Annotated in this window: 25 protein-coding genes; 8 read left to right on the top strand and 17 right to left on the bottom strand. The window is 58.3% G+C overall.

All coding sequences use genetic code 11. The features are described 5' to 3' along the window. Positions 1-168: 168 nt before the first annotated feature. On the top strand, positions 169-939 hold the full coding sequence (locus KGB21_RS10530; protein ID WP_034149861.1) for an SDR family oxidoreductase: 771 nt from the start codon (positions 169-171) through the stop codon (positions 937-939). Between the two features lie 190 nt (positions 940-1129). Further along, positions 1130-1828, top strand: a complete 699-nt coding sequence (tsaA, locus tag KGB21_RS10535; RefSeq protein ID WP_223505151.1) for a tRNA (N6-threonylcarbamoyladenosine(37)-N6)-methyltransferase TrmO — start codon at positions 1130-1132, stop codon at positions 1826-1828. Positions 1829-1990: 162 nt separating this feature from the next. Here the strand turns inward: tsaA and fpr are convergent, their stop codons facing one another. After that, positions 1991-2770 (bottom strand): ferredoxin-NADP reductase, encoded by a 780-nt coding sequence (gene fpr / locus KGB21_RS10540; RefSeq protein ID WP_008054100.1) that lies wholly within the window; start codon positions 2768-2770, stop codon positions 1991-1993. Between the two features lie 139 nt (positions 2771-2909). Here fpr and KGB21_RS10545 point away from each other — a divergent pair, with 139 nt between their 5' ends. Then, positions 2910-3836 carry a LysR family transcriptional regulator gene (locus tag KGB21_RS10545; RefSeq protein WP_034149862.1) on the top strand — a complete coding sequence of 309 codons (927 nt, stop codon included), beginning with the start codon at positions 2910-2912 and terminating at the stop codon, positions 3834-3836. On the opposite strand, the gene KGB21_RS10550 is transcribed toward KGB21_RS10545, so the two are convergent. The 3 genes from KGB21_RS10550 to KGB21_RS10560 all read right to left on the bottom strand — a co-directional run bounded on the left by KGB21_RS10550 (position 3833) and on the right by KGB21_RS10560 (position 5870). After that, on the bottom strand, positions 3833-4195 hold the full coding sequence (locus KGB21_RS10550) for a diacylglycerol kinase (RefSeq protein ID WP_034149863.1): 363 nt from the start codon (positions 4193-4195) through the stop codon (positions 3833-3835). The genes KGB21_RS10545 and KGB21_RS10550 overlap by 4 nt on opposite strands. A 75-nt stretch (positions 4196-4270) precedes the next feature. Next, entirely contained in the window at positions 4271-4921 is a 651-nt protein-coding gene (gene erdR / locus KGB21_RS10555) for a response regulator transcription factor ErdR (RefSeq protein WP_034149864.1), read from the bottom strand. Positions 4922-5126: 205 nt separating this feature from the next. Then, the gene (locus KGB21_RS10560) at positions 5127-5870 is read right to left on the bottom strand and encodes a tRNA-uridine aminocarboxypropyltransferase (RefSeq protein WP_034149865.1); all 744 of its coding nucleotides are present in this window, start codon (positions 5868-5870) and stop codon (positions 5127-5129) included. A 189-nt stretch (positions 5871-6059) separates the two neighbouring features. Between KGB21_RS10560 and KGB21_RS10565 the strand changes: the two genes are divergently transcribed. Next, positions 6060-6482 carry a PA3611 family quorum-sensing-regulated virulence factor gene (locus tag KGB21_RS10565; protein ID WP_034149866.1) on the top strand — a complete coding sequence of 141 codons (423 nt, stop codon included), beginning with the start codon at positions 6060-6062 and terminating at the stop codon, positions 6480-6482. Here the strand turns inward: KGB21_RS10565 and KGB21_RS10570 are convergent, their stop codons facing one another. After that, positions 6483-6683 carry a hypothetical protein gene (locus KGB21_RS10570; RefSeq protein WP_034149867.1) on the bottom strand — a complete coding sequence of 67 codons (201 nt, stop codon included), beginning with the start codon at positions 6681-6683 and terminating at the stop codon, positions 6483-6485. It abuts the gene before it with no gap. Positions 6684-7165: 482 nt separating this feature from the next. Between KGB21_RS10570 and KGB21_RS10575 the strand changes: the two genes are divergently transcribed. After that, positions 7166-8284, top strand: coding sequence for a TIGR00730 family Rossman fold protein (locus KGB21_RS10575; protein WP_223505086.1), 1119 nt, complete (start codon positions 7166-7168; stop codon positions 8282-8284). A gap of 44 nt (positions 8285-8328) precedes the next feature. On the opposite strand, the gene recX is transcribed toward KGB21_RS10575, so the two are convergent. From recX to KGB21_RS10590, 3 genes are all read right to left on the bottom strand, one after another. Continuing rightward, complete coding sequence (gene recX / locus KGB21_RS10580; protein ID WP_034149869.1) at positions 8329-8796, bottom strand: recombination regulator RecX; 468 nt, start codon at positions 8794-8796, stop codon at positions 8329-8331. 8 nt (positions 8797-8804) lie between these two features. Further along, positions 8805-9857, bottom strand: coding sequence for a recombinase RecA (gene recA / locus KGB21_RS10585; protein ID WP_034149870.1), 1053 nt, complete (start codon positions 9855-9857; stop codon positions 8805-8807). A gap of 83 nt (positions 9858-9940) precedes the next feature. Next, positions 9941-10441: a CinA family protein gene (locus KGB21_RS10590; protein WP_034149909.1), complete on the bottom strand. Its 501-nt coding sequence runs from the start codon at positions 10439-10441 to the stop codon at positions 9941-9943. Positions 10442-10793: 352 nt separating this feature from the next. Here KGB21_RS10590 and mutS point away from each other — a divergent pair, with 352 nt between their 5' ends. Further along, positions 10794-13373 (top strand): DNA mismatch repair protein MutS, encoded by a 2580-nt coding sequence (gene mutS / locus KGB21_RS10595; protein WP_223505087.1) that lies wholly within the window; start codon positions 10794-10796, stop codon positions 13371-13373. Positions 13374-13515: 142 nt separating this feature from the next. Continuing rightward, positions 13516-13839: a ferredoxin FdxA gene (gene fdxA, locus KGB21_RS10600; protein ID WP_034149872.1), complete on the top strand. Its 324-nt coding sequence runs from the start codon at positions 13516-13518 to the stop codon at positions 13837-13839. Positions 13840-14102: 263 nt separating this feature from the next. Here the strand turns inward: fdxA and KGB21_RS10605 are convergent, their stop codons facing one another. The 9 genes from KGB21_RS10605 to KGB21_RS10645 form a co-directional block, all read right to left on the bottom strand. After that, a complete protein-coding gene (locus tag KGB21_RS10605) occupies positions 14103-15308 on the bottom strand; it encodes an ISL3 family transposase (protein ID WP_223505088.1) in 1206 nt (401 codons plus the stop codon). Positions 15309-15835: 527 nt separating this feature from the next. Next, complete coding sequence (gene rpoS, locus KGB21_RS10610) at positions 15836-16843, bottom strand: RNA polymerase sigma factor RpoS (RefSeq protein WP_034149873.1); 1008 nt, start codon at positions 16841-16843, stop codon at positions 15836-15838. Between the two features lie 103 nt (positions 16844-16946). Next, positions 16947-17804: a peptidoglycan DD-metalloendopeptidase family protein gene (locus KGB21_RS10615; RefSeq protein ID WP_034149874.1), complete on the bottom strand. Its 858-nt coding sequence runs from the start codon at positions 17802-17804 to the stop codon at positions 16947-16949. Between the two features lie 212 nt (positions 17805-18016). Next, on the bottom strand, positions 18017-18652 hold the full coding sequence (locus KGB21_RS10620; protein WP_172668694.1) for a protein-L-isoaspartate(D-aspartate) O-methyltransferase: 636 nt from the start codon (positions 18650-18652) through the stop codon (positions 18017-18019). 41 nt (positions 18653-18693) lie between these two features. Beyond that, positions 18694-19443: a 5'/3'-nucleotidase SurE gene (surE, locus tag KGB21_RS10625; RefSeq protein ID WP_034149876.1), complete on the bottom strand. Its 750-nt coding sequence runs from the start codon at positions 19441-19443 to the stop codon at positions 18694-18696. Then, complete coding sequence (gene truD / locus KGB21_RS10630; RefSeq protein ID WP_223505089.1) at positions 19431-20489, bottom strand: tRNA pseudouridine(13) synthase TruD; 1059 nt, start codon at positions 20487-20489, stop codon at positions 19431-19433. The genes surE and truD overlap by 13 nt, the downstream gene beginning before the upstream one ends. After that, positions 20486-20959: a 2-C-methyl-D-erythritol 2,4-cyclodiphosphate synthase gene (gene ispF, locus KGB21_RS10635; RefSeq protein WP_034149878.1), complete on the bottom strand. Its 474-nt coding sequence runs from the start codon at positions 20957-20959 to the stop codon at positions 20486-20488. The genes truD and ispF overlap by 4 nt, the downstream gene beginning before the upstream one ends. A 43-nt stretch (positions 20960-21002) precedes the next feature. Then, positions 21003-21848, bottom strand: coding sequence for an S-formylglutathione hydrolase (gene fghA, locus KGB21_RS10640; RefSeq protein ID WP_223505090.1), 846 nt, complete (start codon positions 21846-21848; stop codon positions 21003-21005). Between the two features lie 8 nt (positions 21849-21856). Beyond that, positions 21857-22969: an S-(hydroxymethyl)glutathione dehydrogenase/class III alcohol dehydrogenase gene (locus KGB21_RS10645; RefSeq protein WP_077044312.1), complete on the bottom strand. Its 1113-nt coding sequence runs from the start codon at positions 22967-22969 to the stop codon at positions 21857-21859. A 107-nt stretch (positions 22970-23076) separates the two neighbouring features. On the opposite strand from KGB21_RS10645, the gene KGB21_RS10650 reads away from it, so the two are divergent. After that, positions 23077-23973: a LysR substrate-binding domain-containing protein gene (locus KGB21_RS10650; protein ID WP_223505091.1), complete on the top strand. Its 897-nt coding sequence runs from the start codon at positions 23077-23079 to the stop codon at positions 23971-23973. Positions 23974-24027 lie beyond the last annotated feature (54 nt).

Genomic DNA, 24027 nt, shown 5'->3' on the forward strand with positions numbered 1-24027 from the left:
TTGCTGGCGATGGCGATTTCAAAGACGCCATCGCCAGCAAGCCGGCTCCTACAAGGGGGAGCGGTCGCAAGCCTGGCTGTATGAATCCCCATTCCGCGCAAAAATAGTGGCTCCGCTTCCCGCGGCTGACGACTAGGGTGTAATGACCCTCAGTTTTCAGGACTCGCCATGCATCCCTACTTTTCCCTGCAAGGCCGCACCGCTCTGGTGACCGGCGGCACCCGTGGTATCGGCAAAATGATCGCCAAGGCCTATGTCGAGGCCGGCGCCACCGTGTACGTCTGCGCCCGCGATGCCGAGGCCTGCCAGCAAACGGCTGATGAACTCGGGGCCTTCGGCCGATGCGTTGGATTGGCTGCAAATCTGGCCACCGAAGAAGGCGTGCAGCAGTTGGCCACGCGACTGGGCGAGCAGATCAGCCACCTCGATATTTTGGTCAACAATGCCGGCACCACGTGGGGCGCGCCGCTGGAAAGCTACCCGATCAAGGGCTGGGAAAAGGTCATGCAGCTCAATGTGACCTCGGTGTTCAACTGCATCCAGCAGTTCTTGCCGCTGCTGCGCAAGGCCGGTTCCGAAGCCAACCCTGCCCGGATCATCAACATCGGTTCGGTAGCCGGGATTTCCTCCTTCGGCGAACAGGCCTACGCCTACGGACCGAGCAAGGCTGCGCTGCACCAATTGTCACGGATTTTGGCGCGGGAACTGGTGAGCCAGCACATCAACGTCAATGTGATCGCGCCGGGGCGCTTTCCGAGCAAGATGACCCAGCACATTGGCAACGATGAGCAGGCGTTGGCCGAAGATACCGCGTTGATTCCGATGAAACGCTGGGGCCGCGAGGAAGAAATGGCGGCGCTGGCGATCAGTCTGGCGAGTACGGCTGGGGCCTATATGACCGGGAATATCATTCCGCTGGATGGTGGATTCAGCCTCTGACACCCGTTTTTGTGGCGAGGGAGCTTGCTCCCCCTCGGTTGCGAAGCAACCGCCTACACCACCGAGTTTCCCCCGGAGAAACTCGGTGAAGGTATTTGGGGGCGCTTCGCACCCAGCGGGAGCAAGCTCCCTCGCCACAGAATGCGCATGGGCTATCATGTCCGCCCTCATTCCCACTTCGACCCAAACCATGACCTACAGCGTTTCCCCCATCGGCTTCGTGCGCTCCTGCTTCAAGGAGAAGTTCGCCATCCCGCGCCAGCCACAGTTGGCCCCGGCCGCGCGTGGCATCCTGGAATTGGTGGCGCCATTCGATCAAGGCGATGCGGTGCAGGGTCTGGAGCAGGTCAGCCATGTCTGGTTGCTGTTCCTGTTCCATCAGGCCCTGGAAGAAAAACCACGACTGAAAGTCCGCCCTCCTCGCCTGGGCGGCAACAAATCCATGGGCGTGTTCGCCACCCGCGCGACACATCGCCCCAATGGCATTGGTCAGTCAGTGGTCAAACTGGACAGGGTTGAAGCCGACCGCCTGTGGATATCCGGCATCGACCTGTTGGACGGCACGCCGATTCTCGACATCAAGCCCTACGTGCCTTACGCGGACATCGTCAACACAGCCTCCAACAGCATCGCCAGCGCCGCGCCGCAACTGACTGCCGTAGAGTGGACGGAGGCCGCACTGCAACAGGCGCACGGGCATGCTCAGCGCCTTGCAGAGCCTTTGGTCGAGCTGATCGAGCAATGCCTGGCGCAAGATCCGCGCCCGGCGTATCAAACGCCTGCACCCGAACGGGAATACGGCGCGCAGTTTTGGGATGTGGATGTGCGCTGGCATTACCCGACGCCGGAGCAAATCTGCGTCCTCGAAGTCATCCCCGCAAGCGAGTAGACGCCGGAACAAAAAAGCCCGCGCTACCTTTTCAGGTAACGCGGGCTTTTTGTAGGAGCTGGCTTGCCAGCGATGGTCGTTAACGAAAACGCGTGTACACCGGTCAAACGCGGTGAATTGAAGTCCATCGCCGGCAAGCCAGCTCCTACAGGTGACCGGTGGTCACTTCTCTACGAACGCACGCTCGATCAGGTAATCACCCGGCTCGCGCATCCGCGGCGAGACTTTCAGGCCGAAACTGTTCAACACTTCGCTGGTCTCGTCGAGCATGCTCGGGCTGCCGCACAGCATGGCGCGGTCATCCTGCGGGTTGATCGGCGGCAGGCCGATGTCGCTGAACAGCTTGCCGCTGCGCATCAAATCGGTCAGGCGGCCTTCGTTTTCGAATGGCTCGCGGGTCACGGTCGGGTAGTAGATCAACTTGTCACGCAGCGCGTCGCCGAAGAACTCGTTCTGCGGCAAATGCTCGGTGATGAACTCGCGATAAGCGACTTCGTTGACGTAACGCACGCCGTGGCACAGGATCACTTTTTCGAAACGCTCGTAGGTTTCCGGGTCCTGGATGACGCTCATGAACGGCGCCAGACCGGTACCGGTGCTGAGCAGGTACAAATGTTTGCCAGGCTTCAAGTCATCCAGCACCAGCGTGCCGGTAGGCTTCTTGCTGATGATGATCTCGTCGCCTTCCTTCAGATGCTGCAACTGGGAAGTCAGCGGACCATCAGGCACCTTGATGCTGAAGAACTCGAGATGCTCTTCCCAGTTCGGGCTGGCAATCGAGTAAGCGCGCATAAGCGGGCGGCCGTTGGGTTGTTGCAGGCCGATCATCACGAACTGACCGTTCTCGAAGCGCAGGCCCGGATCACGGGTGCACTTGAAGCTGAACAGAGTGTCGTTCCAGTGATGAACACTGAGGACACGCTCGTGGTTCATGTTGCTCATGTACGGGGACTCCTGGAGATTGGGTCTGCGCTTGCTCTGCTATAAGAGCGTTGGCGGTGCGCAATTGCATCGCATTCTAATAGCGACGACAATATCTGTTAACTGGATTATTAAGATAAGGGTTATCGGTTATATCGATATGCGATTTACTCTCCGTCAACTTCAAGTATTCGTCGCCGTCGCCCAGCAGGAGAGCGTTTCCCGTGCTGCGGGATTGCTCAATCTGTCGCAATCGGCGGCGAGCACCTCGATCACCGAGCTGGAACGTCAGTCGAGCTGCCAGTTGTTCGACCGCGCCGGCAAACGCCTGAGCCTCAACGCCCTCGGCAAACAGCTGCTGCCGCAAGCGGTGGCGATGCTTGATCAGGCCAAGGAGATCGAAGACCTGCTCAACGGCAAGTCCGGTTTCGGCTCCTTGGCGGTGGGCGCAACGCTGACCATCGGCAACTACCTGGCGACCCTGCTGATTGGTGGTTTCATGCAACGCCACCCGGAAAGCCAAGTGAAGCTGCACGTGCAGAACACTGCCAATATCGTGCAACAAGTGGCCCACTATGAAATTGATCTGGGTCTAATCGAAGGTGATTGCAGCCATCCGGACATCGAAGTGCAGAGTTGGGTCGAGGATGAGCTGGTGGTGTTTTGCGCACCGCAGCATCCGCTGGCCAAGCGCGGTACTGCGAGCATGGAAGAGCTGAGCCACGAAGCGTGGATTCTGCGTGAACAAGGCTCGGGCACGCGCCTGACGTTCGATCAGGCCATGCGTCATCACCGCAGCTCGCTGAATATCCGCCTCGAGTTGGAGCACACCGAAGCAATCAAACGTGCGGTGGAATCCGGTCTGGGGATTGGCTGTATCTCGCGACTGGCCCTGCGGGACGCGTTCCGTCGTGGCAGCCTGGTGCCTGTGGAGACACCGGATCTGGATCTGGCGCGACAGTTCTATTTCATCTGGCACAAACAGAAGTACCAGACCTCGGCCATGCGCGAGTTTCTCGACCTGTGCCGCGCCTTCACCGCCGGGGTTCAGCGCAGCGACGAGATCGTTCTGCCAGCGATTGCTTAAAGCAGAATCACTGCCCACACCAGCGCGATCATGGTCAGTGCCACGAATTGCGCGGCGCTGCCCATGTCCTTGGCGTTTTTCGACAACGGGTGCAGTTCCAGTGAAATTCGGTCGATGGCCGCTTCCACTGCCGAGTTAAGCAACTCGACGATCAGCGCCAACAGGCACACCGCGATCAACAACGCCTGCTCGACCCGGCTGACGTTCAGGAAGAACGACAGCGGAATGAGGATCACGTTGAGCAAGACCAGCTGCCGGAAAGCCGCTTCACCGGTGAAGGCTGCGCGCAGGCCGTCCAGGGAATAACCGGAGGCGTTGAGGATGCGTTTCAGGCCGGTCTGGCCTTTGAAAGGAGACATAGAGTGAGCAACTGACCGAAAAAGAGTGGGAAAGCTAGATTAACCAAAGTCAAAAAAGCGTGAAGATGCCAAAAGTCAGTGGCTCGAAATTGACTCAAGTTGTTGCAGGAGCAAAGCCGCCTGCGTCCGAGTGCGCACGTTCAGCTTACGGAAAATCGCAGTCACGTGGGCCTTGATGGTCGCTTCAGATACGCTCAATTCGTAAGCAATCTGCTTGTTCAGCAATCCTTCGCAAACCATGGTCAGGACGCGAAACTGCTGCGGAGTCAGGCTCGCAAGTCCTTCGCTGGCAGCCTTGGCCTCATCGGAAACGCTGACCGCTTCGAACGCTTGCGGTGGCCAGAACACATCACCGTCGAGCACCGCGCGCACCGCTTTCTGGATCACGCTCAGGTCACTGGACTTGGGAATGAAGCCACTGGCGCCGAACTCGCGGGACTTGACCATGATCGTCGCTTCTTCCTGAGCCGAGACCATGACCACCGGAATCTGCGGGTACTGGCCGCGCAACAGCACCAGCCCGGAAAAACCATACGCCCCCGGCATGTTCAGATCCAGCAGTACCAGGTCCCAGTCGGCTTTTTCAGTCAGGCGGGTTTCCAGCTCGGCAATGCTCGCCACTTCCACCAGGCGGACATCCGGGCCAAGGCCCAGGGTCAACGCTTGGTGCAGGGCTGAACGAAAAAGCGGGTGATCATCGGCAATCAGGATTTCGTATGTGGCCATTTTTCAAATGATCCTGTTCTTCAAACAACTCAGTACAGCCACGGAGCTGCACCAACGGGGCACGTTCAACGCCAATCACGTGGTTCTCACGAAGAACACGGCGTATCAAACTTCGGCCGCGCCCCAATCGGCGCCAAGCATGCCCAGCGAAACCGGGGTGGTCAAGGTGCATGGCCAGCACAGTTCTTTGCAGAATCGGAGACAATCAGCCCACATCAGCCACGGCGTTCGGCACGAAAGGCATCAACTCGGCATGTGCGGGGGTTTCAACGTTCATTTCCAACTGATGTTTTGCATCCAGGTAATGTTGGCTGAACACGTCGAAATACGCGTCCAGTGCCGATGCGGCCTGAATATCACCCGCCAGATCGAGGCACAGCGCCGCCACTTCGGCCGTACACAAATGCTCACTGCGGGTAGACCGGCGCAGTCGATAGCGTGACAGCTTCTCGGGCAGCAGGCTCAGGATCGGGAGCCCGTCGAAATATGGACTTTTACGGAAAATCTTCCGCGCTTCAGTCCAGGTCGCGTCGAGCAGGATGAACAGCGGTCGCTTGGTGCTATCGATGTCCACAGTATTAGTCACGCGCTCCGGCTCGACGTACTCGCCTGGAAACACCAGATACGGTTGCCATTGCGGGTCGGCGAGCAACGCCAGTAACTGCGGATCCGGTTCGGTACGTGACCAGATGAACGCATGGTTATCGCGCACCACGTCAGCAATCAGCCAACCCGTATTGCTCGGCTTGAACACTTCCTTGTTGGTCATGATCAGGCACACCCCGGAGCGGGTCTCGACTCGCGGACGCCAGGCGCACAGACAGTGGCTCTCGATGACGCGGCAAGCACGGCAGCGGGTGGCGCGCCAGCCACGGGCCTGAATCGGCTTGATACCTTCCTCTTCGCGTTGATCGCGCAGGCGGGCTACGGCGTTGGGGGCGTGGTTCATCGCAGGCAACGCCGACAAAACAGGGAAATTGACACGAACAACACTCGGCAGGGCAATAAAGGTCGACAGTTTACCAGAGCGGCGGGCGCAAACCTGTACCGTCCGGGCCGCCTCCCCTATAATTCGCCGCCACTGAACGCACAGTCACGTGACGGGTCGAACCACCAGTCACTGAACCAGGAGAGTTTCATGCTGCGCCTTATCGTTCCCACCGCTGCCATTCTGCTGGCGTCGTCCTTCAACGCTCAGGCTGCGTCCTTGAGTGAGCAGAATCTGAACAAAGAGCTGCGAAACGTCGCCGCACAAAGCAGTGTTGGCACGCCTCGGGCGATCAACGAAGACATTCTTGATCAAGGCTATACCGTCGAAGGAACGACGTTGATCAACCATTTGAGCGTGCAAAGCAGCCACGCCAACAAGATGCGCGCTGATCCGAAAGCCGTGTACTTCCAGCTTGGCGCCTCGGTATGCAACAACCCGTCGTTCCGCAAGCTGATGGCCAAGGGCGCGACCATGCGTTACGACTTCACCGAAGTGAAGACCAACCGCTCGGTCGGCTCCGCCAGCTACCAGGAATCGGATTGCCCAAAAGCGACCACGAAGAAGAAATAATCAAAGAGGCTTGGCGCGCCGCTGTTCATCCTCGGCGCGCAGTTCTGCCAGTAATGCCTGCAAGTAACGAGAGTGCGGCTCTGCCCCCTCCAGTCGTCGGCAACACTCCTCTTCGAGACTCAGGTGATGGGTCTCGGCCGATGACTTCAATAATCGATACAGTTGCGTATCGATCTCTATCTCCAGAATGACTCTGGCCATGGCTCCCGCCTCCTTGCACCTCACTCTCGTCGAGCGATAAATCCTTTAACCGCTAGTACCGTGCGCCCTGCCGTTGACGCAAAGTTGTCGTGTGACGCCTGTAACTTAGTAAATCAGAGTGGCGGACACTCGGCGCGCGTTCGGACGGGCGGTGAAAGCACTTTGCAAATCGTCAATAAGCGGTTGCCAGGAAAGAGTTTGCGGCGCAATGATCAAGGCAGCGTAAATCACTGCGAGGGTCTAGATTTCAGGTATCCGCGTTCAAATTTTCAAGGTCGGAAAGGGGCCGCCCATTACGCTTTGTGTTGTGAGAACGTTTCTTTCATCCAAGGGAAAAACAGAACCTGTTTGGATGACCCGATGACTATTCGGGTCAAGTGGATCGCCCAGGCATGGGCCTGGGCAGACAGCGATACAGGATGTGTCGTGGCATCGACGACTGCGTATTGATGCCGAGGGTTCTGTGCAGAAGGAGAAGTTGAATGCCTTACCAACCGAATGACCTCCTGAGCCGTCATTTCGAAGAAAGCGGCCACGACCTCATCAGCAAGGTCGAAGAGCAACTCAGCCTTGTTTCACCCAACAGCCCGAACATCCCGATCTACCGCGATATGATCCTGACCGTGCTGCGCATGGCCCAGGAAGACCACAACCGCTGGAATGCCAAGATCACCCTGCAAGCCCTGCGCGAACTGGAGCATGCCTTCCGTGTGCTGGAGCAGTTCCGGGGACGACGCAAAGTCACCGTCTTCGGCTCGGCCCGCACACCGATAGAACATCCCCTGTACGGACTGGCCCGAGAACTGGGCGCCGCGCTGGCACGCTCGGACCTGATGGTCATCACCGGCGCCGGTGGCGGCATCATGGCTGCGGCGCATGAAGGCGCCGGCCTGACACATAGCCTGGGGTTCAACATCACCCTGCCCTTCGAGCAACATGCCAACCCCACCGTCAACGGCACCACCAATCTGCTGCCCTTCCACTTCTTCTTTACCCGCAAGCTGTTCTTCGTCAAGGAAGCCGATGCGCTGGTGCTGTGCCCGGGCGGTTTCGGCACACTGGATGAAGCGCTGGAGGTGCTGACGTTGATCCAGACCGGTAAAAGTCCGCTGGTGCCGGTGGTGTTACTGGACGCACCAGGCGGCAAGTTCTGGCAAGGCGCGCTGGACTTCATCCACCACCAACTCGAGGAAAACCGCTACATCCTGCCCACCGACATGAAGTTGGTGAAGTTGGTTTACAGTGCCGAGGAGGCGGTGGAACAGATCAACCAGTTCTACAGCAATTACCACTCCAGCCGCTGGCTCAAGCATCAGTTCGTGATTCGTATGAACCACTCGCTCAGTGACCGGGCACTCGAACACATGCAGGAAAAATTCGCCGACCTGTGCCTGAGCGATCATTTCCATCAACATGCTTACAACGGCGAGGAGCACGACGAAGCGCAGTTCAGCCATCTGGCGCGATTGGCGTTCACCTTCAATGCCCGCGATCATGGGCGTTTGCGCGAGTTGGTGGATTACATCAACCTGTCGGAAAACTGGGCGCAAGCCCAACCTCCAGCACAACAGCGCACGCGGGAGTCCTCAAAGGTTACGTGAGGCATAAAAAAACGGCCCGCTATCGAAATAGCGAGCCGTTTCAGTCAATCGTCCATCCCTCGACCGCTGAACAAGCGGTTGATCATTTCCATGGAATATCCCCGATACGCCAGGAACCTGCCTTGCTTGGCACGTTCCCGGGCGTCGATTGGTAAATGCCCGGAAAACTTGCGTCGCCAAGTGTCTTCCAGTTGTTCCGACCAACTGATACCGCTCTCGCGCAAGGCGAGTTCGATGTCGCTGCGTTGCAGGCCGCGCTGGCTCAACTCTTCGCGAATACGCAAAGGGCCGTAACCGGAACGAGCACGGTAGGCGACGAAACTTTCGAGGTAACGGGATTCGGACAACAGCCCCTCTTCTGTCAAGCGGTCCAGGGCGGTTTCGATCATTTCAGGGAGAGCGCCGCGCTGACGCAACTTTCGCGTCAGCTCGACCCGACCGTGCTCGCGTCGTGCGAGCAGGTCCATTGCGGTTCGCCGCACCGCGACGAGTGTATCGAGTACGGCGGTCATCGGATTGATCAGATATCAGCGTCAGCCAGGTCGTCTTGAGTCTCTTTGACTGGGGAAGCCTTGACGTCCGGCGCCGGGGTCAGCAGTTTGTCGCGCAGTTGTTTCTCAAGGGTCGCGGCGATTTCCGGGTTATCCGCCAGGAACTTGGCCGAGTTGGCTTTACCCTGACCGATCTTGGTGCCGTTGTACGCATACCAGGCACCGGACTTCTCAACAAAACCGTGCAACACACCCAGGTCGATCATCTCGCCATTGAGGTAGATGCCCTTGCCGTAAAGAATCTGGAACTCGGCCTGACGGAACGGCGAAGCCACCTTGTTCTTCACAACCTTGACGCGGGTTTCGCTACCGACAACCTCGTCACCTTCCTTCACCGCGCCAGTACGACGGATATCCAGGCGAACCGAAGCGTAGAACTTCAGCGCGTTACCACCGGTGGTGGTTTCCGGGCTGCCGAACATCACGCCAATTTTCATACGGATCTGGTTGATGAAGATCACCAGGCAGTTGGCGTTCTTGATGTTACCGGTGATTTTACGCAGCGCCTGGGACATCAGACGGGCTTGCAGGCCCACGTGCATGTCGCCCATTTCGCCTTCGATTTCAGCCTTTGGCACCAGCGCCGCCACGGAGTCGACGATGATCACGTCAACCGCGTTGGAACGCACCAGCATGTCGGTGATTTCCAGGGCTTGCTCACCGGTGTCCGGCTGGGAAACCAACAGGTCATCGACGTTGACGCCCAGTTTGCCGGCGTACTCAGGATCGAGGGCGTGTTCGGCGTCGACGAATGCGCAGGTCGCGCCGGCTTTTTGAGCCTGGGCGATCACGGACAAGGTCAGCGTGGTTTTACCGGAAGATTCAGGACCGTAGATTTCAACAATACGGCCTTTAGGCAGACCGCCAATGCCCAGTGCAATGTCCAGACCCAGAGAGCCAGTAGAGATGGATGGGATCGCCTGACGGTCCTGATCGCCCATACGCATTACGGCACCTTTGCCGAATTGACGTTCGATCTGACCCAGGGCCGCAGCCAAGGCTTTCTTCTTGTTGTCGTCCATTAAAGTCCTCACGTAATCAATAAGGCCTGACGGCCAACACCTGTATAAGTAGCCAGTATTATTCCACAGCGTTTGAGGATCGCCTACCCCTGATTTGAGATTTCTCCCGCGGCATGCCGCAGCAGCCCCTCTAGCGCGGCCTTCACCGTTTGTCGGCGGACCTCGTCGCGGTTGCCGGGGAAGTGCTGCACTTCGCTGAACACCTGCTCACCGACGCCCCAGGCCAGCCAAACCGTGCCTACGGGCTTGCTCGGCGAACCGCCATCCGGCCCGGCCACGCCACTGACTGCCACGGCAAAACGCGCGTGGCTTTTTTCCTGCGCGCCACGAACCATGGCCTCGACCACCTCGCGACTGACCGCCCCCACCGTTGAAAACAACTCGGCCGGGACATTCAACTGCTGGGTTTTCTGTCGGTTGGAATAGGTGACATAACCGGCCTCGAACCACGCCGAACTGCCCGGAATCCGGGTGATCGCTTCACTGATTCCGCCACCGGTACAGGACTCGGCGGCAGTGACGTGGGCATTGAGAACCTGCAAGCGTCTGCCAAGTTCAGCAGCCAGTTGGGTGATTTCTTTCACGGTCATCTCCTGATCGACGGAATGGGACTAACGTACACGAGCAGATTGAGCTTGCAAGACTTGGAGACGATCAAAATGTGTATGCCTGGTCTTCCATTGAATGCGGCAAAACCATGACTCAAGGCTGATCGTCTGGAGCATAGGACGGCCGTTTAGTTACGCCGACGCGCCGGGCGATCCAGCGCTCATATAACCCGATGATCACTTCGTATCTGCCATTGTCGAAACACACCGCATGGCGTTCGCGCCTGCGTCCGACAGACCGCCCATGTTAATCTTGCGCCCATTGCGGAAAAGCCGGGCGATTGCCCCACTTTTGCCCCACACCTTTCAACGAGTTTTCCGATTCCCAATGAATAAAGCCCTTTCCGACCTGTCCTCCCACACGCCGATGATGCAGCAGTACTGGCGCCTGAAAAACCAGCACCCGGACCAGTTGATGTTCTACCGCATGGGTGACTTCTACGAGATCTTCTATGAAGACGCGAAGAAGGCCGCCAAGTTGCTGGACATCACCCTGACCGCCCGTGGGCAGTCGGCAGGCCAGGCGATTCCGATGTGTGGGATTCCTTACCATGCCGCCGAAGGTTACCTGGCGAAACTGGTGAAGCTCGGCGAGTCGGTGGTGATTTGTGAGCAGGTCGGCGACCCGGCCACCAGCAAAGGTCCCGTGGATCGTCAGGTGGTGCGGATCATCACGCCGGGGACGGTGAGTGACGAGGCGCTGCTGGATGAACGTCGGGACAACCTGATCGCTGCGGTATTGGGCGATGAGCGCCTGTTCGGTCTGGCGGTTCTGGACATCACCAGCGGCAACTTCAGCGTGCTGGAAATCAAGGGCTGGGAAAACCTGCTGGCGGAACTGGAACGGGTCAACCCGGTGGAGTTGTTGATCCCGGATGACTGGCCGAAAGATCTGCCGGCGGAAAAGCGTCGTGGGGTTCGTCGCCGCGCGCCGTGGGATTTCGAGCGCGACTCGGCGCTGAAAAGTCTTTGCCAGCAATTCTCCACCCAGGACCTGAAAGGGTTCGGCTGCGAAAACCTGACCCTGGCCATCGGGGCTGCCGGTTGCCTGCTCGCCTACGCGAAGGAAACCCAACGCACCGCCCTGCCCCACTTGCGCAGTCTGCGCCATGAGCGCCTGGACGATACCGTGGTGCTGGACGGCGCGAGCCGTCGCAACCTGGAGCTGGACACCAACCTGGCGGGGGGGCGCGACAACACGTTGCAATCGGTAGTCGACCGTTGCCAGACCGCCATGGGCAGCCGACTGCTGACCCGCTGGCTGAACCGGCCATTGCGCGACCTGACCGTCCTGCTGGCGCGCCAGACCTCGATCACCTGCCTGCTCGACCGTTACCGCTTCGAGAAACTGCAACCGCAGCTCAAGGAAATCGGCGACATCGAACGGATTCTCGCGCGGATCGGCCTGCGTAACGCACGGCCCCGTGACTTGGCCCGCCTGCGTGACGCCCTTGGCGCACTGCCGGAGTTGCAAGTGGCGATGACCGAGCTGGAAGCGCCGCACCTCAATCAACTGGCTACGACGACCAGCACCTATCCGGAACTGGCGGCGTTGCTGGAAAAAGCCATTATCGATAACCCGCCCGCGGTGATCCGCGACGGCGGCGTGTTGAAGACCGGCTACGACAGTGAACTCGACGAACTGCAATCGCTCAGCGAAAACGCCGGGCAATTCCTGATCGACCTCGAAGCGCGCGAAAAGGCCCGCACCGGCTTGTCGCATCTGAAGGTCGGCTACAACCGCATTCACGGTTACTTCATCGAGCTGCCTAGCAAACAAGCCGAATCGGCACCGGCAGACTACATTCGTCGCCAGACGCTTAAAGGTGCCGAGCGCTTTATCACGCCGGAACTCAAGGCCTTCGAAGACAAGGCACTGTCGGCCAAGAGCCGCGCACTGGCCCGGGAGAAAGTGCTCTACGAGGCACTGCTCGAAGACCTGATCGCACAATTGCCACCATTGCAGGACACCGCCGCGGCGTTGGCAGAACTGGACGTACTCAGCAACCTGGCCGAGCGCGCATTGAACCTCGACCTGAATTGCCCGCGTTTCGTCAGCGAGCCATGCATGCGCATCAGCCAGGGTCGTCACCCGGTAGTCGAACAAGTGCTGACCACGCCGTTCGTCGCCAACGACCTGAGTCTCGACGACAACACTCGCATGCTGGTGATCACCGGTCCGAACATGGGCGGTAAATCCACCTACATGCGGCAAACTGCTTTGATCGTGCTGTTGGCGCACATTGGCAGCTTCGTTCCTGCGGCCAGCTGCGAATTGTCGCTGGTTGACCGGATCTTCACCCGGATTGGCTCCAGCGATGACTTGGCCGGCGGGCGTTCGACCTTCATGGTCGAAATGAGCGAAACCGCGAACATCCTGCACAACGCCACCGAGCGCAGTTTGGTGTTGATGGATGAAGTCGGTCGCGGCACTAGCACCTTCGATGGCTTGTCGCTGGCCTGGGCGGCAGCAGAAAGACTCGCACAGTTGCGGGCTTATACGCTGTTCGCCACCCACTACTTTGAGTTGACGGTCCTGCCAGAAGCCCAGCCGCTGGTAGCCAACGTGCACCTCAATGCCACCGAGCACAACGAACGCATCGTGTTCCTGCACCACGTATTGCCGGGGCCTGCCAGTCAAAGCTACGGCTTGGCCGTGGCGCAGCTGGCCGGGGTGCCCACCGAAGTGATCGTGCGCGCCCGGGAGCATTTGAGCCGACTGGAAGACACCGCCCTGCCCCATGAAGCGCCCAAGCCCGTCAAGGGCAAACCGGCCGCGCCGCAACAGAGCGATATGTTCGCCAGCCTGCCGCATCCGGTACTGGATGAGCTGGCCAAACTCGATCTGGACGACATGACACCACGTCGCGCACTCGAAATGCTCTATACACTAAAGACACGGATCTAACGCATACGCTTGCAAGCTGTTAGAATCTCGCGCGGTTTGGGATGCTGCAGGCTTTTAGCCTGGTCTGCAGACTATCGCTCCCAAACCTTGCGACCCCCACGTGAAGGGGCGCAGCAAGCCGCGCCTGAGGAGAAAACTAGAAATGACCTTCGTCGTCACCGACAACTGCATCAAGTGCAAGTACACCGACTGCGTAGAAGTGTGTCCGGTGGACTGCTTTTACGAAGGCCCGAACTTCCTGGTGATTCACCCGGATGAGTGCATCGACTGCGCACTGTGCGAACCTGAATGCCCTGCTGTGGCCATCTTCTCGGAAGATGAAGTTCCAGCTGGAATGGAAAACTTTATCCAGCTGAACGTTGAACTGGCTGAAATCTGGCCGAACATCACTGAACGTAAAGATCCATTGCCAGACTCCGCTGAATGGGATGGCAAGAAAGGCAAGATCGAACATCTCGAACGCTGATTACCCCCGCGTTCCCAAAAAAGGCCCCACAAGGGCCTTTTTTTTCGGTTTCAAAAATCATCAGGAACACAGTCAACGCGATACCCGTAGGAGCCGGCTTGCTGGCGATGGGTTCGCCGCGCTCAACCAGACCGTACGCGTTATCGTTAACGACCATCGCCTGGCAAGCCGCCTCCTACAGGGGGAACGCGTACACCAGAAGGTGCCGCATGATCGAATTGGCGAGTGCGTAATCGGCGTTTAGCGGGCAAAAAAAAGGTTCTTCACGGATTACCGGGAAAGACGCTCTTGATCTTCATGAAAAAGAACTCGCTATCCCGGTAACCGTACGCCATCCGTTTAATGACTTTTATTCGATTGTTTATTCCTTCCAACTGACCGGTGTGCATCGGCCAGCGCACTCGGCTCACGATGCCCCGCCAGTAGCCCTTTAGCCGTTTGGCAAACTGGATCAGAGCTGGTATTTCGCTTTCATGAGCATGGCGCAGCCATTGCTTCCAGGCCGATCTCCAGGCCCAGGCAGCACTCGGCGTCCAGAGCGTTTTGAGCTCAGCTTTCATCAAATAAACCGTCATCAGCGATTGGTTGGCCGCCAACAAATCCTGCAAGTGAACCTGTTGTTCAGGCCTTTTCAGGTTCTGCGGATTGCGCAGCAACAGCCACCGCGCTTGCTTGATGACCTTGCGAGCCGGCTTGTCGTGGCGCAGTCGGTTAGCCTCGTCGACGCGGACCCGATCAATCACCTCTCGGCCATATTTGGCCACCACATGAAAGAGGTCGTAGACCACTCGCGCTTTCGGGCAGTGCTGACGAACCTCCAGGTCAAAAGCGGTGTTCATGTCCATCGCCACCGCTTCGATTCGAGCACACCCCTCTGGCCCCAGCTCCTCGAAAAAGGGCCGAACCGCCGCCCGGCTGCGGCCTTCACCGATCCATAGCACTCGTCGCGTATCGGCATCCAACACCACGCTGGCGTAGCGATGCCCTTTGAACAGCGCGAATTCATCCATCACCAGGCGTCGTGGTTGCGCCTTTGGCAGCGTGCTCAACGCCGCCTGCAAGGCTCGACGCTCCAGCAACCGAACGGTGTCCCAATGCAGCCCAAACATCTGGGCCACGTGCAGGGTGGGAAGGCGCTCGCAGGTCTGAATGACCGCATCGGCTAAGCGGCGCGTCATGCGGGCATAGCGATCCAGCCAACTGACGGCCTCCATGCGCTTGCCACAGTCGCGGCAGCCAACCCGCCTGAGCAAAACGCTGAGGCGTACCGCGCGACCGAGAATTGGAAGATCACGAACAGTTCGCTCGCAATACTCATGAGTGGTTGAACACGGTTTTTGGCAGCCGCCGCAGGAAGGGAATCGGGTGGCATGGGGAATCGGATCGATCTGTAGGGCGTCACCATCGGGCTTGATGGTGACGACAGAAAAGCCCTCCCAAAAAGGAAGGAAAGTATTAATATCACGCATAAGAACGCCGGTTTTTTAGATGTGTTTGCTCGCACGAACATCATCAATCAAATCGGCGTTCTTGTTTCTGTCTTTCCCGGGATTCCGTGAAGAACCAAAAAAAAGGGGCGGTTTGACCCGCCCACATTTTTTCCATATTCCCTGTATTCCTTTTCATCGTCCTGATGAATCGCGTCCTGCGATGTCCATTCCCCTCATCCTTGAAGGGCGTGTCGGTCCGTTGACACAACCCGGATACTAGAGAGTTCTCCAGCAAGAGCAATCGGTCCTCTGCGCCTGAAAACCTTGTCACACGCTGTTAATATTGAAAAATAACTATATTTTTCAGATAGATAGAATTTCACGCTGATAACCATGGCCGACTGCCAAGGTGTAAAAATAACGAACACTTACGAAAGAGTAAGCCAAGGCTTACATCGCAAGACTACAAACCTGTGGGCGCACCGAAGTCATGTAAATCCCTCGTCTCCAGATAACAAAAAGCCCCGAACCAGTCGGGGCTTTTTGTTGATCAGCAAGCGTATCGTTTATTGAAACAGCGACTCACTCGACAGGCCATTTTTCTCCAGGATTTCCCGGAGACGCTTCAGACCTTCAACCTGAATCTGTCTGACCCGCTCGCGGGTCAGGCCAATTTCCAGGCCTACGTCTTCAAGGGTGCTGCTCTCGTGGCCGCGCAGGCCGAAGCGGCGAACGACCACCTCGCGTTGCTTGTCGGTCAGTTCCGAGAGCCATTGATCGATGCTCTGGGACAGGTCGTCATCCTGTAGCAGTTCGCATGGATCGGTTGGGCGATCGTCGGTGAGGGTGTCCAGCAGGGTTTTATCCGAATCCGGACCCAGCGAGACGTCGACCGAAGAAACCCGCTCGTTCAAGCCCAGCATGCGCTTGACCTCTCCCACTGGTTTTTCCAGCAGGTTGGCGATTTCTTCGGGTGAGGGTTCATGGTCGAGTTTTTGCGTCAGTTCCCGTGCGGCCCGAAGGTACACGTTGAGCTCTTTGACCACATGAATCGGCAACCGGATGGTCCGGGTCTGGTTCATGATCGCGCGTTCGATGGTCTGACGAATCCACCAGGTCGCGTAAGTCGAAAAGCGGAAGCCGCGCTCGGGGTCGAACTTCTCCACCGCCCGGATCAAGCCGAGGTTGCCCTCTTCGATCAGGTCGAGCAGCGACAAGCCACGATTGACATAGCGTCGGGCGATTTTCACCACCAGTCGCAAGTTGCTTTCAATCATGCGTTTGCGCCCAGCCGGATCACCACTTTGCGACAGGCGCGCAAAATGTACTTCTTCTTCGGGGGACAACAGAGGGGAAAAGCCGATTTCATTGAGATACAGCTGCGTGGCATCGAGCGCCCGCGTGTAGTCAATGTACTTGTGTTGCTTTAACGAAGCGGAGTGTTTGGATTTGGCACGAACGGAAGGTGGAGCCGCCCCTTCTTCATTCGACATCGAATCCGTACCGATGCCGGTCTCCATCAGGAGAACCTCATCGTCGATGTCAAACTCCGGCACTTCTTTACTGAGAGCCATTGTTATAGTCCTTTGGTGAGTTCGACCTCAAGCTCAAGCGGCGCCTTTATCCTTGGCAACGCTGGAGCCTGTCCCCTCTACGACGGAACAGGCTGGTAAGCAATCAACGACGCGGCAGGAATTGCAGCGGATCTACAGGTTTACCTTGTCGGCGAATCTCAAAATGCAGTTTCACCCGGTCTGTACCCGTTGACCCCATTTCGGCAATTGTCTGTCCGACCTTGACCTGCTGCCCCTCCCGAACCAACAACCTGCGGTTATGACCGTAGGCACTAACGTAGGTTTCGCTGTGCTTGATGATGACCAATTCGCCGTAGCCCCTTAAGCCACTCCCGGCGTATACCACCGTCCCATCAGACGCAGCTAAAACAGGCTGTCCCAAATCTCCGGCGATATCAATTCCTTTATTCAAACTCCCGTTTGAAGAGAATTTTCCAATCAGAATGCCATTAGAAGGCCATCCCCAGCCGGTCGGGGCTGGGCCGGGAGGAGGCAGTGGAGCAGGTGCCGGCTTGTTGGCGACGGACGGTACAACCACCGGTGTGGTGGTGGTCGCACCGTTTACCGGACGACGGAATACCGTGGTTTTACTCGACGAGGAAGGCGTTGAATTCGACGAACTGACCACGGCTGTCGACGTTGAACCGGTACGCCCGTCAAAGCGAATCGTCTGACCCGGGTGGATCGTGTAAGGCTCGGGAATGTTGTTGCGGGCCGCAAGCGCCTTGTAGTCCCAGCCGTAACGAAAGGCGATGGAAAACAAGGTGTCTTTCGGGCGGACGACGTACTGGCCGGTCGTCACTGCCGGACGCTGGGCCGCAGCTTTGTTGCGGTCGACAACCCGAACATCACTGGATTTGTTGCTGGAGCATCCGACCAGCAAGGTGCTCAAGACAAGGCCAGTCACCAGGCGCTGAAAGCTCGTTGTACCCATACGCTGCGCAATGACTGTGAGACTCACCCGCCGCTCCCTTTGTGGTGGCTGAAAATGTAGTTTTGCCGTGCTCCGGCGTGAAGTGTCGCAAGTATAACGGGCCGTGCGAGCTTTACCTTTAATGAAGCGAAATGGCTTGGCGCACACGTTTGCTGACTGACAAAAGCCCCCGTTTAACCAATCGACGCCGCTGTAAGACAAAGGCAATCGAAGAGAATTCAGCGTGCCGAAACAAATGCTCAGGCCAGTGGCCCGTTGAGCAACGGAACGAAGCGCACCGCCCCCAGAACGCGCCTGGAAAAGCCCTGTTCTTCCCGAACGATGAGCATCAATTGTTGAACCTCGCCAGCTCCTACCGGTATGACCAGACGCCCCCCGGGCGCCAGTTGATCGAGCAATGCCTGAGGCACATCCGTCGCCACCGCGGTGACGATGATGCCGTTATAGGGCGCCAGCGCCGGCCAGCCCTCCCAGCCATCGCCCCATCGAAACACCACGTTTCGCAGGTTCAACTCGACCAGGCGTTCTTTGGCCCGGTCCTGCAGCACCTTGATGCGCTCCACGGAAAACACCCGCTCCACCAGTTGCGACAACACCGCAGTCTGGTAGCCCGAACCGGTGCCAATTTCCAGCACCTTGTCCAGCGGACCGGCCTCCAGCAGCAGCTCGCTCATGCGAGCGACCATATAAGGCTGGGAGATGGTCTGGTTATGCCCGATCGGTAGCGCGGTGTCTTCGTAGGCCCGGTGTGCCAGCGCTTCGTCGACGAACAGGTGACGCGGCGTACGGCGAATGACTTCCAGCACCTTGGCGTTGGACAGTCCCTCTTCGTACAGACGTTGAATCAAGCGTTCGCGGGTCCGTTGCGACGTCATGCCGATGCCGCGACGCAGCATATCGTCTTGCTCACGAGACATTAGCGCAGCCCCTCCAGCCAGCCATCGAGACTTCTGAAGGCATCATTGAAGGTGCGATCCAGTTGCAACGGGGTGATGGAAACATAGCCCTGCATCACTGCGTGGAAATCGGTACCCGGGCCGCCGTCTTCGGCGTCCCCCGCAGCGGCGATCCAGTAGCCGGCCTTGCCCCGCGGATCGACCACTTTCATCGGTGCCGCTGCGCGTGCGCGATGGCCGAGGCGGGTCAACTGGATACCGCGAATGTGATCCAGCGGCAGATTGGGGATATTCACGTTCAGTACCGTGCGCGGTGGCAGGTCGAGGTCAGCATGAGCTTCGACCAGTTTGCGCGCAAAGTAAGCCGCTGTGGGAAGGTTCTCGACTTGTCGTGAGACCAGCGAAAAAGCAAACGAAGGACGCGAGAGAAAACGCCCCTCGAGCGCCGCCGCCACCGTGCCGGAATACAGCACATCGTCCCCCAGGTTAGCGCCCAGGTTGATCCCGGAAACCACCATGTCCGCTTCACGCTCCAGCAAGCCGTTGAGGCCCAGGTGCACGCAGTCGGTCGGGGTGCCATTAATGCTGATAAAACCGTTGGCCAGCGTCTGCGGGTGCAACGGACGGTCGAGCGTCAGCGAGCTGCTCGCGCCGCTTTTGTCCTGGTCCGGGGCGATAACCACGCATTCGGTGTAATCCGCCAGCGCAGCATAAAGCGCGGCGAGACCGGGTGCGGTTACCCCATCGTCGTTAGAAATCAGAATACGCATGGGCTGTCCGTCTGCCCCACCGGCACCAGATCAACAAGCTCGCGCACCAATACAGTGGCGAAGCATCCGGCCGGCAGGACGAATTCCAGTTGCAGAATGTCAGGCTCGGGATAATGCCACGTCAACCCGGCAATGGGCAGTCGCAGGATGCGACGTTCGTGGCTCATTCCGGCGTTGATCAACCAATCGCGAAGGTCCGTTTCACGCGCGGCGATCGCCTGCTCCAGTTCATGGACAGCACCCGAGGCCGGCGAGTCACCTTCACCCCACTGCGGCCCGGTCGGGTGCAGATCGAGTATCGTCAGTCGTGGGTCGCTGCACTCGGCCTCACCGGCCGGAAAGAAGCTGCGGCTATCAGTGAAAGCGAGCAGGTCACCGATCTGCGCATGCTGCCAGGTGCCATCCGCTACGCGCGCAGCCAAAACCTGGTTGAACAGAAAACTGCGTGCAGTCGACAGCAGGCGTGAACGTACGTTGCGCTGCTCCGGCAAAGCCTTGCGCGCAGCCCACGCACGGGCATCGACCACGTTACCGCCGTCATGGCCGAAGCGCTGGGAACCGAAATAGTTGGGGATACCTTGTTTGGCAATCAGCTGCAGGCGCTCTTCGATGGCAGCTTTGTCGCCGGCGAATTGCGTCAGGCGCAAGGTGAACCCATTCGCCGAGTGAGCGCCGCGTTGCAGCTTGCGTTTGTGGCGGCTGGTCTTAAGGATTTTCAGCGTGTCGTTTTCTGCCGCCGACAGGTCCGGATCGGCCTTGCCCGGCAATTGCACACTGAACCACTGACGCGTCAACGCCTGGCGATCCTTGAGTCCGGCATAGCTGACAGTACGCAATGGCACGCCGGCAGCCTTGGCAATTCGCCGTGCGGCTTCTTCGGTATTCAGACCACGTTTTTCCACCCAGATCCACAGGTGCTCGCCGTCGCCACTCAAGGGAATATCCAGGACTTCGTCGACCTGGAAATCTTCCGCGGTGGCTTTCAGCACGGCAGTGCCGAGGGCTTCACCATAGGCCCGCGGGCCGAGCAATTGCAGTTCGTTCATGCGCGCAGCAACAAGGCAACGGAATGCACAGCGATGCCTTCTTCGCGACCGACAAAGCCGAGCTTTTCGGTGGTGGTAGCTTTTACGTTCACTTGATCCAACTCGACTTGAAGATCCGCGGCAATCAGCGCGCGCATGGATTCGATATGCGGGGCCATTTTCGGCGCCTGGGCGACGATGGTGTTATCCACGTTGCCGACCTTCCAGCCCTTGGCGTGGATCAGTGCGACGACATGACGCAACAAAGCACGGCTGTCGGCGCCCTTGAATTGCGGGTCGGTGTCCGGGAAATGTTTGCCGATGTCACCCAGCGCAGCAGCGCCGAGCAAGGCATCGCTCAAGGCGTGCAGCAGGACGTCACCGTCGGAGTGAGCGAGCAGCCCGAAACTGTGTGCAATGCGCACGCCGCCGAGAGTAATGAAATCGCCTTCAGCGAAACGGTGCACATCATAGCCGTGGCCAATACGCATAAAAAAACGCCCCGATTTTTGTCAGGGCGTGATTCTACCTGCATTAGGCACCTAGAGCATGCGCGTGATGCCGCAAGTGATCCTCGATGAAACTGGCGATGAAGAAATAGCTGTGGTCGTAGCCGGGTTGCAGGCGCAACGTCAGCGGATGACCGGCCAGTTTGGTCACCTGTTGCAAGGTTTCCGGCTTGAGCTGGGAGGCTAGAAAATCATCGCGATCACCCTGATCGACCAGCAATGGCAGCTTCTCGTCAGCCTCGGCAATCAACGCACAGGCATCCCACTCGCGCCATTTCGAACGGTCTTCGCCCAGATAACGGGAAAAGGCCTTTTGACCCCAGGGACAGTCCATCGGATTGTTGATCGGCGAGAACGCCGACACCGACAGATACCGTCCCGGATTGCGCAAGGCACAGACCAGCGCACCGTGACCACCCATTGAGTGACCGCTGATGCCACGCTTGTCCGACGCCGGGAAATGGGCCTCAACCAATGCCGGCAATTCCTGCACGACATAGTCATGCATCCGATAGTGCCGCGACCAAGGTTCCTGCGTGGCATTCAGATAAAACCCGGCGCCAAGGCCAAAGTCCCACGCACCATCCGGATCACCCGGCACATCGGCACCACGGGGGCTGGTGTCCGGTGCCACGATGATCAGCCCCAGCTCAGCGGCCATGCGCGTGGCGCCGGCCTTCTGCATGAAGTTTTCGTCAGTGCAGGTCAGGCCCGACAGCCAGTAAAGCACCGGCAGCTTGCCGCCCTGCTCCGCTTGCGGCGGCAGGTAGACAGCGAACACCATGTCGCAGCCCAGTACTTCCGAGCGATGGCGATAGCGCTTGTGCCAGCCACCAAAACTTTTCTGGCAGGAGATATTTTCCAGGCTCATGGCAGACCTCAGAAATGGATAACGGTGCGGATGCTTTTTCCTTCATGCATCAGGTCAAAAGCCTTATTGATATCTTCCAGGCCCATGGTGTGGGTGATGAAGGTATCCAGCGGGATCTCGCCGGTTTCCGCCATTTCCACGTAGCTTGGCAACTCGGTACGGCCACGCACGCCGCCGAACGCCGAACCGCGCCAGACGCGACCGGTGACCAGCTGGAACGGACGTGTGGCGATTTCCTGACCGGCACCGGCGACGCCGATGATTACCGACTCACCCCAACCCTTGTGGCAGCACTCCAGTGCAGCGCGCATCAATTGGACGTTGCCGATGCATTCGAAGGAAAAGTCGACGCCGCCATCGGTCATGTCGACGATGACTTCCTGGATCGGACGGTCGAAATCTTTCGGGTTTACACAATCGGTTGCACCCAGCTGCTTGGCGATCTCGAATTTGGCCGGGTTGATGTCGATGGCGATGATGCGCGCAGCTTTGGCTTTGACCGCGCCGATGACCGCCGACAGACCGATGCCGCCGAGGCCGAAAATGGCCACGGTATCACCAGGTTTCACCTTGGCGGTATTGAGGACCGCGCCGATGCCGGTGGTGACACCGCAACCCAGCAGGCAGACTTTTTCCAGCGGCGCTTCTTTAGCAATCTTGGCCACGGAGATTTCTGGCAGCACGGTGTATTCGGAGAAGGTCGAAGTACCCATGTAGTGGAAAATCGTTTCGCCCTTGTAGGAAAAACGCGAAGTGCCATCCGGCATCAGGCCTTTGCCCTGGGTCGCGCGAATCGCCTGACAGAGGTTGGTTTTGCCGGACAGGCAGAATTTGCACTGACGGCATTCCGGGGTGTACAGCGGGATCACGTGATCGCCGACTGCAACGGAAGTCACGCCCTCGCCGATTGCTTCGACAATTGCACCGCCTTCGTGACCGAGGATCGACGGGAAGATGCCTTCCGGATCGGCACCAGACAAAGTGTAGGCATCGGTATGGCAAACACCGGAGGCCACCACGCGCAACAACACTTCACCCGCCTTGGGCATGGCGACATCGACTTCAACGATCTCCAGAGGTTTCTTGGCCTCGAAGGCAACGGCGGCGCGCGACTTGATCATGGTAGTTCTCCAGTGAATAAAAACGAGACAGGGAGTGTAATACAGCGCCGCACGATGAATAATCGAGGCAAATGCAAAATATTATTGCTGTACAGGGATAATTATTGATGTCCGATAACCGCTGGGAAGGCATCGACGAGTTCGTCGCTGTGGCCGAGTGCAGTCAGTTCACCGCTGCCGCAGAACGTTTGGGGGTTTCTTCCTCCCATATCAGTCGACAAATCGTACGCCTGGAAGAGCGTTTGCAAACCCGTTTGCTCTACCGCAGTACGCGGCGGGTGACGCTGACTGAAGCCGGACAGACTTTTCTACAGCATTGCCAGCGTCTGCAGGATGGACGCGAAGAGGCGTTGCGTGCGGTCGGCGACCTGACCAGCGAACCCAAGGGCATGTTGCGCATGACCTGCGCCGTGGCCTACGGTGAACGCTTCATCGTGCCCTTGGTTACTCACTTCATGGGGCTTTATCCGCAACTGCGGATCGACATCGAGTTAAGCAATCGCCAACTGGATCTGGTGCATGAAGGTCTGGACCTGGCGATCCGACTCGGTCGCCTGCAAGACTCGCGACTGGTCGCCACCCGCCTCGCACCACGGCGCATGTATCTATGCGCATCGCCTTCCTACCTGGAACGGTATGGTCGCCCACATAGCTTGTCGGAATTGAACCGGCATAACTGCCTCATTGGTAGTTCGGATCTGTGGCAATTGGAGCAGAACGGGAGGGAATTTTCCCAACGCGTCCAGGGAAACTGGCGCTGCAACAGTGGGCAAGCGGTGTTGGACGCGGCGCTTCAAGGCGTGGGGTTGTGTCAGCTGCCGGACTATTACGTACTGGAGCATTTGAAAAACGGCGCGCTGATTTCGCTGTTGGAGGCGCATCAACCGCCGAATACTGCCGTTTGGGCGTTGTATCCGCAGCAGCGGCATTTATCGCCGAAGGTGCGCAAGTTGGTGGATTATTTGAAGGAAGGGTTGGCGGAGCGGCCGGAGTATCGGGTTTGAGATCAAAAGATCGCAGCCTTCGGCAGCTCCTACTTTGAAACGCGGTCTCCTGTA

The organism is Pseudomonas sp. GL-RE-29 (assembly GCF_019947275.1).
GTDB lineage: Bacteria > Pseudomonadota > Gammaproteobacteria > Pseudomonadales > Pseudomonadaceae > Aquipseudomonas > Aquipseudomonas fluorescens_A.

Excerpts from the sequence above, each read along its gene's own strand:
- KGB21_RS10550 (WP_034149863.1), bottom strand. The coding sequence starts at position 4,195 with ATGTCTCCTTTCAAAGGCCAGACCGGCCTGAAACGCATCCTCAACGCC.
- recA (WP_034149870.1), bottom strand. The coding sequence starts at position 9,857 with ATGGACGACAACAAGAAGAAAGCCTTGGCTGCGGCCCTGGGTCAGATC.
- KGB21_RS10530 (WP_034149861.1), top strand. The coding sequence starts at position 169 with ATGCATCCCTACTTTTCCCTGCAAGGCCGCACCGCTCTGGTGACCGGC.
- KGB21_RS10545 (WP_034149862.1), top strand. The coding sequence starts at position 2,910 with ATGCGATTTACTCTCCGTCAACTTCAAGTATTCGTCGCCGTCGCCCAG.
- truD (WP_223505089.1), bottom strand. The coding sequence starts at position 20,489 with ATGAACGAACTGCAATTGCTCGGCCCGCGGGCCTATGGTGAAGCCCTC.
- fdxA (WP_034149872.1), top strand. The coding sequence starts at position 13,516 with ATGACCTTCGTCGTCACCGACAACTGCATCAAGTGCAAGTACACCGAC.
- surE (WP_034149876.1), bottom strand. The coding sequence starts at position 19,443 with ATGCGTATTCTGATTTCTAACGACGATGGGGTAACCGCACCCGGTCTC.
- erdR (WP_034149864.1), bottom strand. The coding sequence starts at position 4,921 with ATGGCCACATACGAAATCCTGATTGCCGATGATCACCCGCTTTTTCGT.
- KGB21_RS10575 (WP_223505086.1), top strand. The coding sequence starts at position 7,166 with ATGCCTTACCAACCGAATGACCTCCTGAGCCGTCATTTCGAAGAAAGC.
- KGB21_RS10620 (WP_172668694.1), bottom strand. The coding sequence starts at position 18,652 with ATGACGTCGCAACGGACCCGCGAACGCTTGATTCAACGTCTGTACGAA.
- fghA (WP_223505090.1), bottom strand. The coding sequence starts at position 21,848 with ATGAGCCTGGAAAATATCTCCTGCCAGAAAAGTTTTGGTGGCTGGCAC.
- recX (WP_034149869.1), bottom strand. The coding sequence starts at position 8,796 with ATGACCGCCGTACTCGATACACTCGTCGCGGTGCGGCGAACCGCAATG.
- rpoS (WP_034149873.1), bottom strand. The coding sequence starts at position 16,843 with ATGGCTCTCAGTAAAGAAGTGCCGGAGTTTGACATCGACGATGAGGTT.
- KGB21_RS10605 (WP_223505088.1), bottom strand. The coding sequence starts at position 15,308 with ATGCGTGATATTAATACTTTCCTTCCTTTTTGGGAGGGCTTTTCTGTC.
- KGB21_RS10570 (WP_034149867.1), bottom strand. The coding sequence starts at position 6,683 with ATGGCCAGAGTCATTCTGGAGATAGAGATCGATACGCAACTGTATCGA.
- KGB21_RS10645 (WP_077044312.1), bottom strand. The coding sequence starts at position 22,969 with ATGATCAAGTCGCGCGCCGCCGTTGCCTTCGAGGCCAAGAAACCTCTG.
- KGB21_RS10560 (WP_034149865.1), bottom strand. The coding sequence starts at position 5,870 with ATGAACCACGCCCCCAACGCCGTAGCCCGCCTGCGCGATCAACGCGAA.
- fpr (WP_008054100.1), bottom strand. The coding sequence starts at position 2,770 with ATGAGCAACATGAACCACGAGCGTGTCCTCAGTGTTCATCACTGGAAC.
- mutS (WP_223505087.1), top strand. The coding sequence starts at position 10,794 with ATGAATAAAGCCCTTTCCGACCTGTCCTCCCACACGCCGATGATGCAG.
- tsaA (WP_223505151.1), top strand. The coding sequence starts at position 1,130 with ATGACCTACAGCGTTTCCCCCATCGGCTTCGTGCGCTCCTGCTTCAAG.
- ispF (WP_034149878.1), bottom strand. The coding sequence starts at position 20,959 with ATGCGTATTGGCCACGGCTATGATGTGCACCGTTTCGCTGAAGGCGAT.
- KGB21_RS10565 (WP_034149866.1), top strand. The coding sequence starts at position 6,060 with ATGCTGCGCCTTATCGTTCCCACCGCTGCCATTCTGCTGGCGTCGTCC.
- KGB21_RS10650 (WP_223505091.1), top strand. The coding sequence starts at position 23,077 with ATGTCCGATAACCGCTGGGAAGGCATCGACGAGTTCGTCGCTGTGGCC.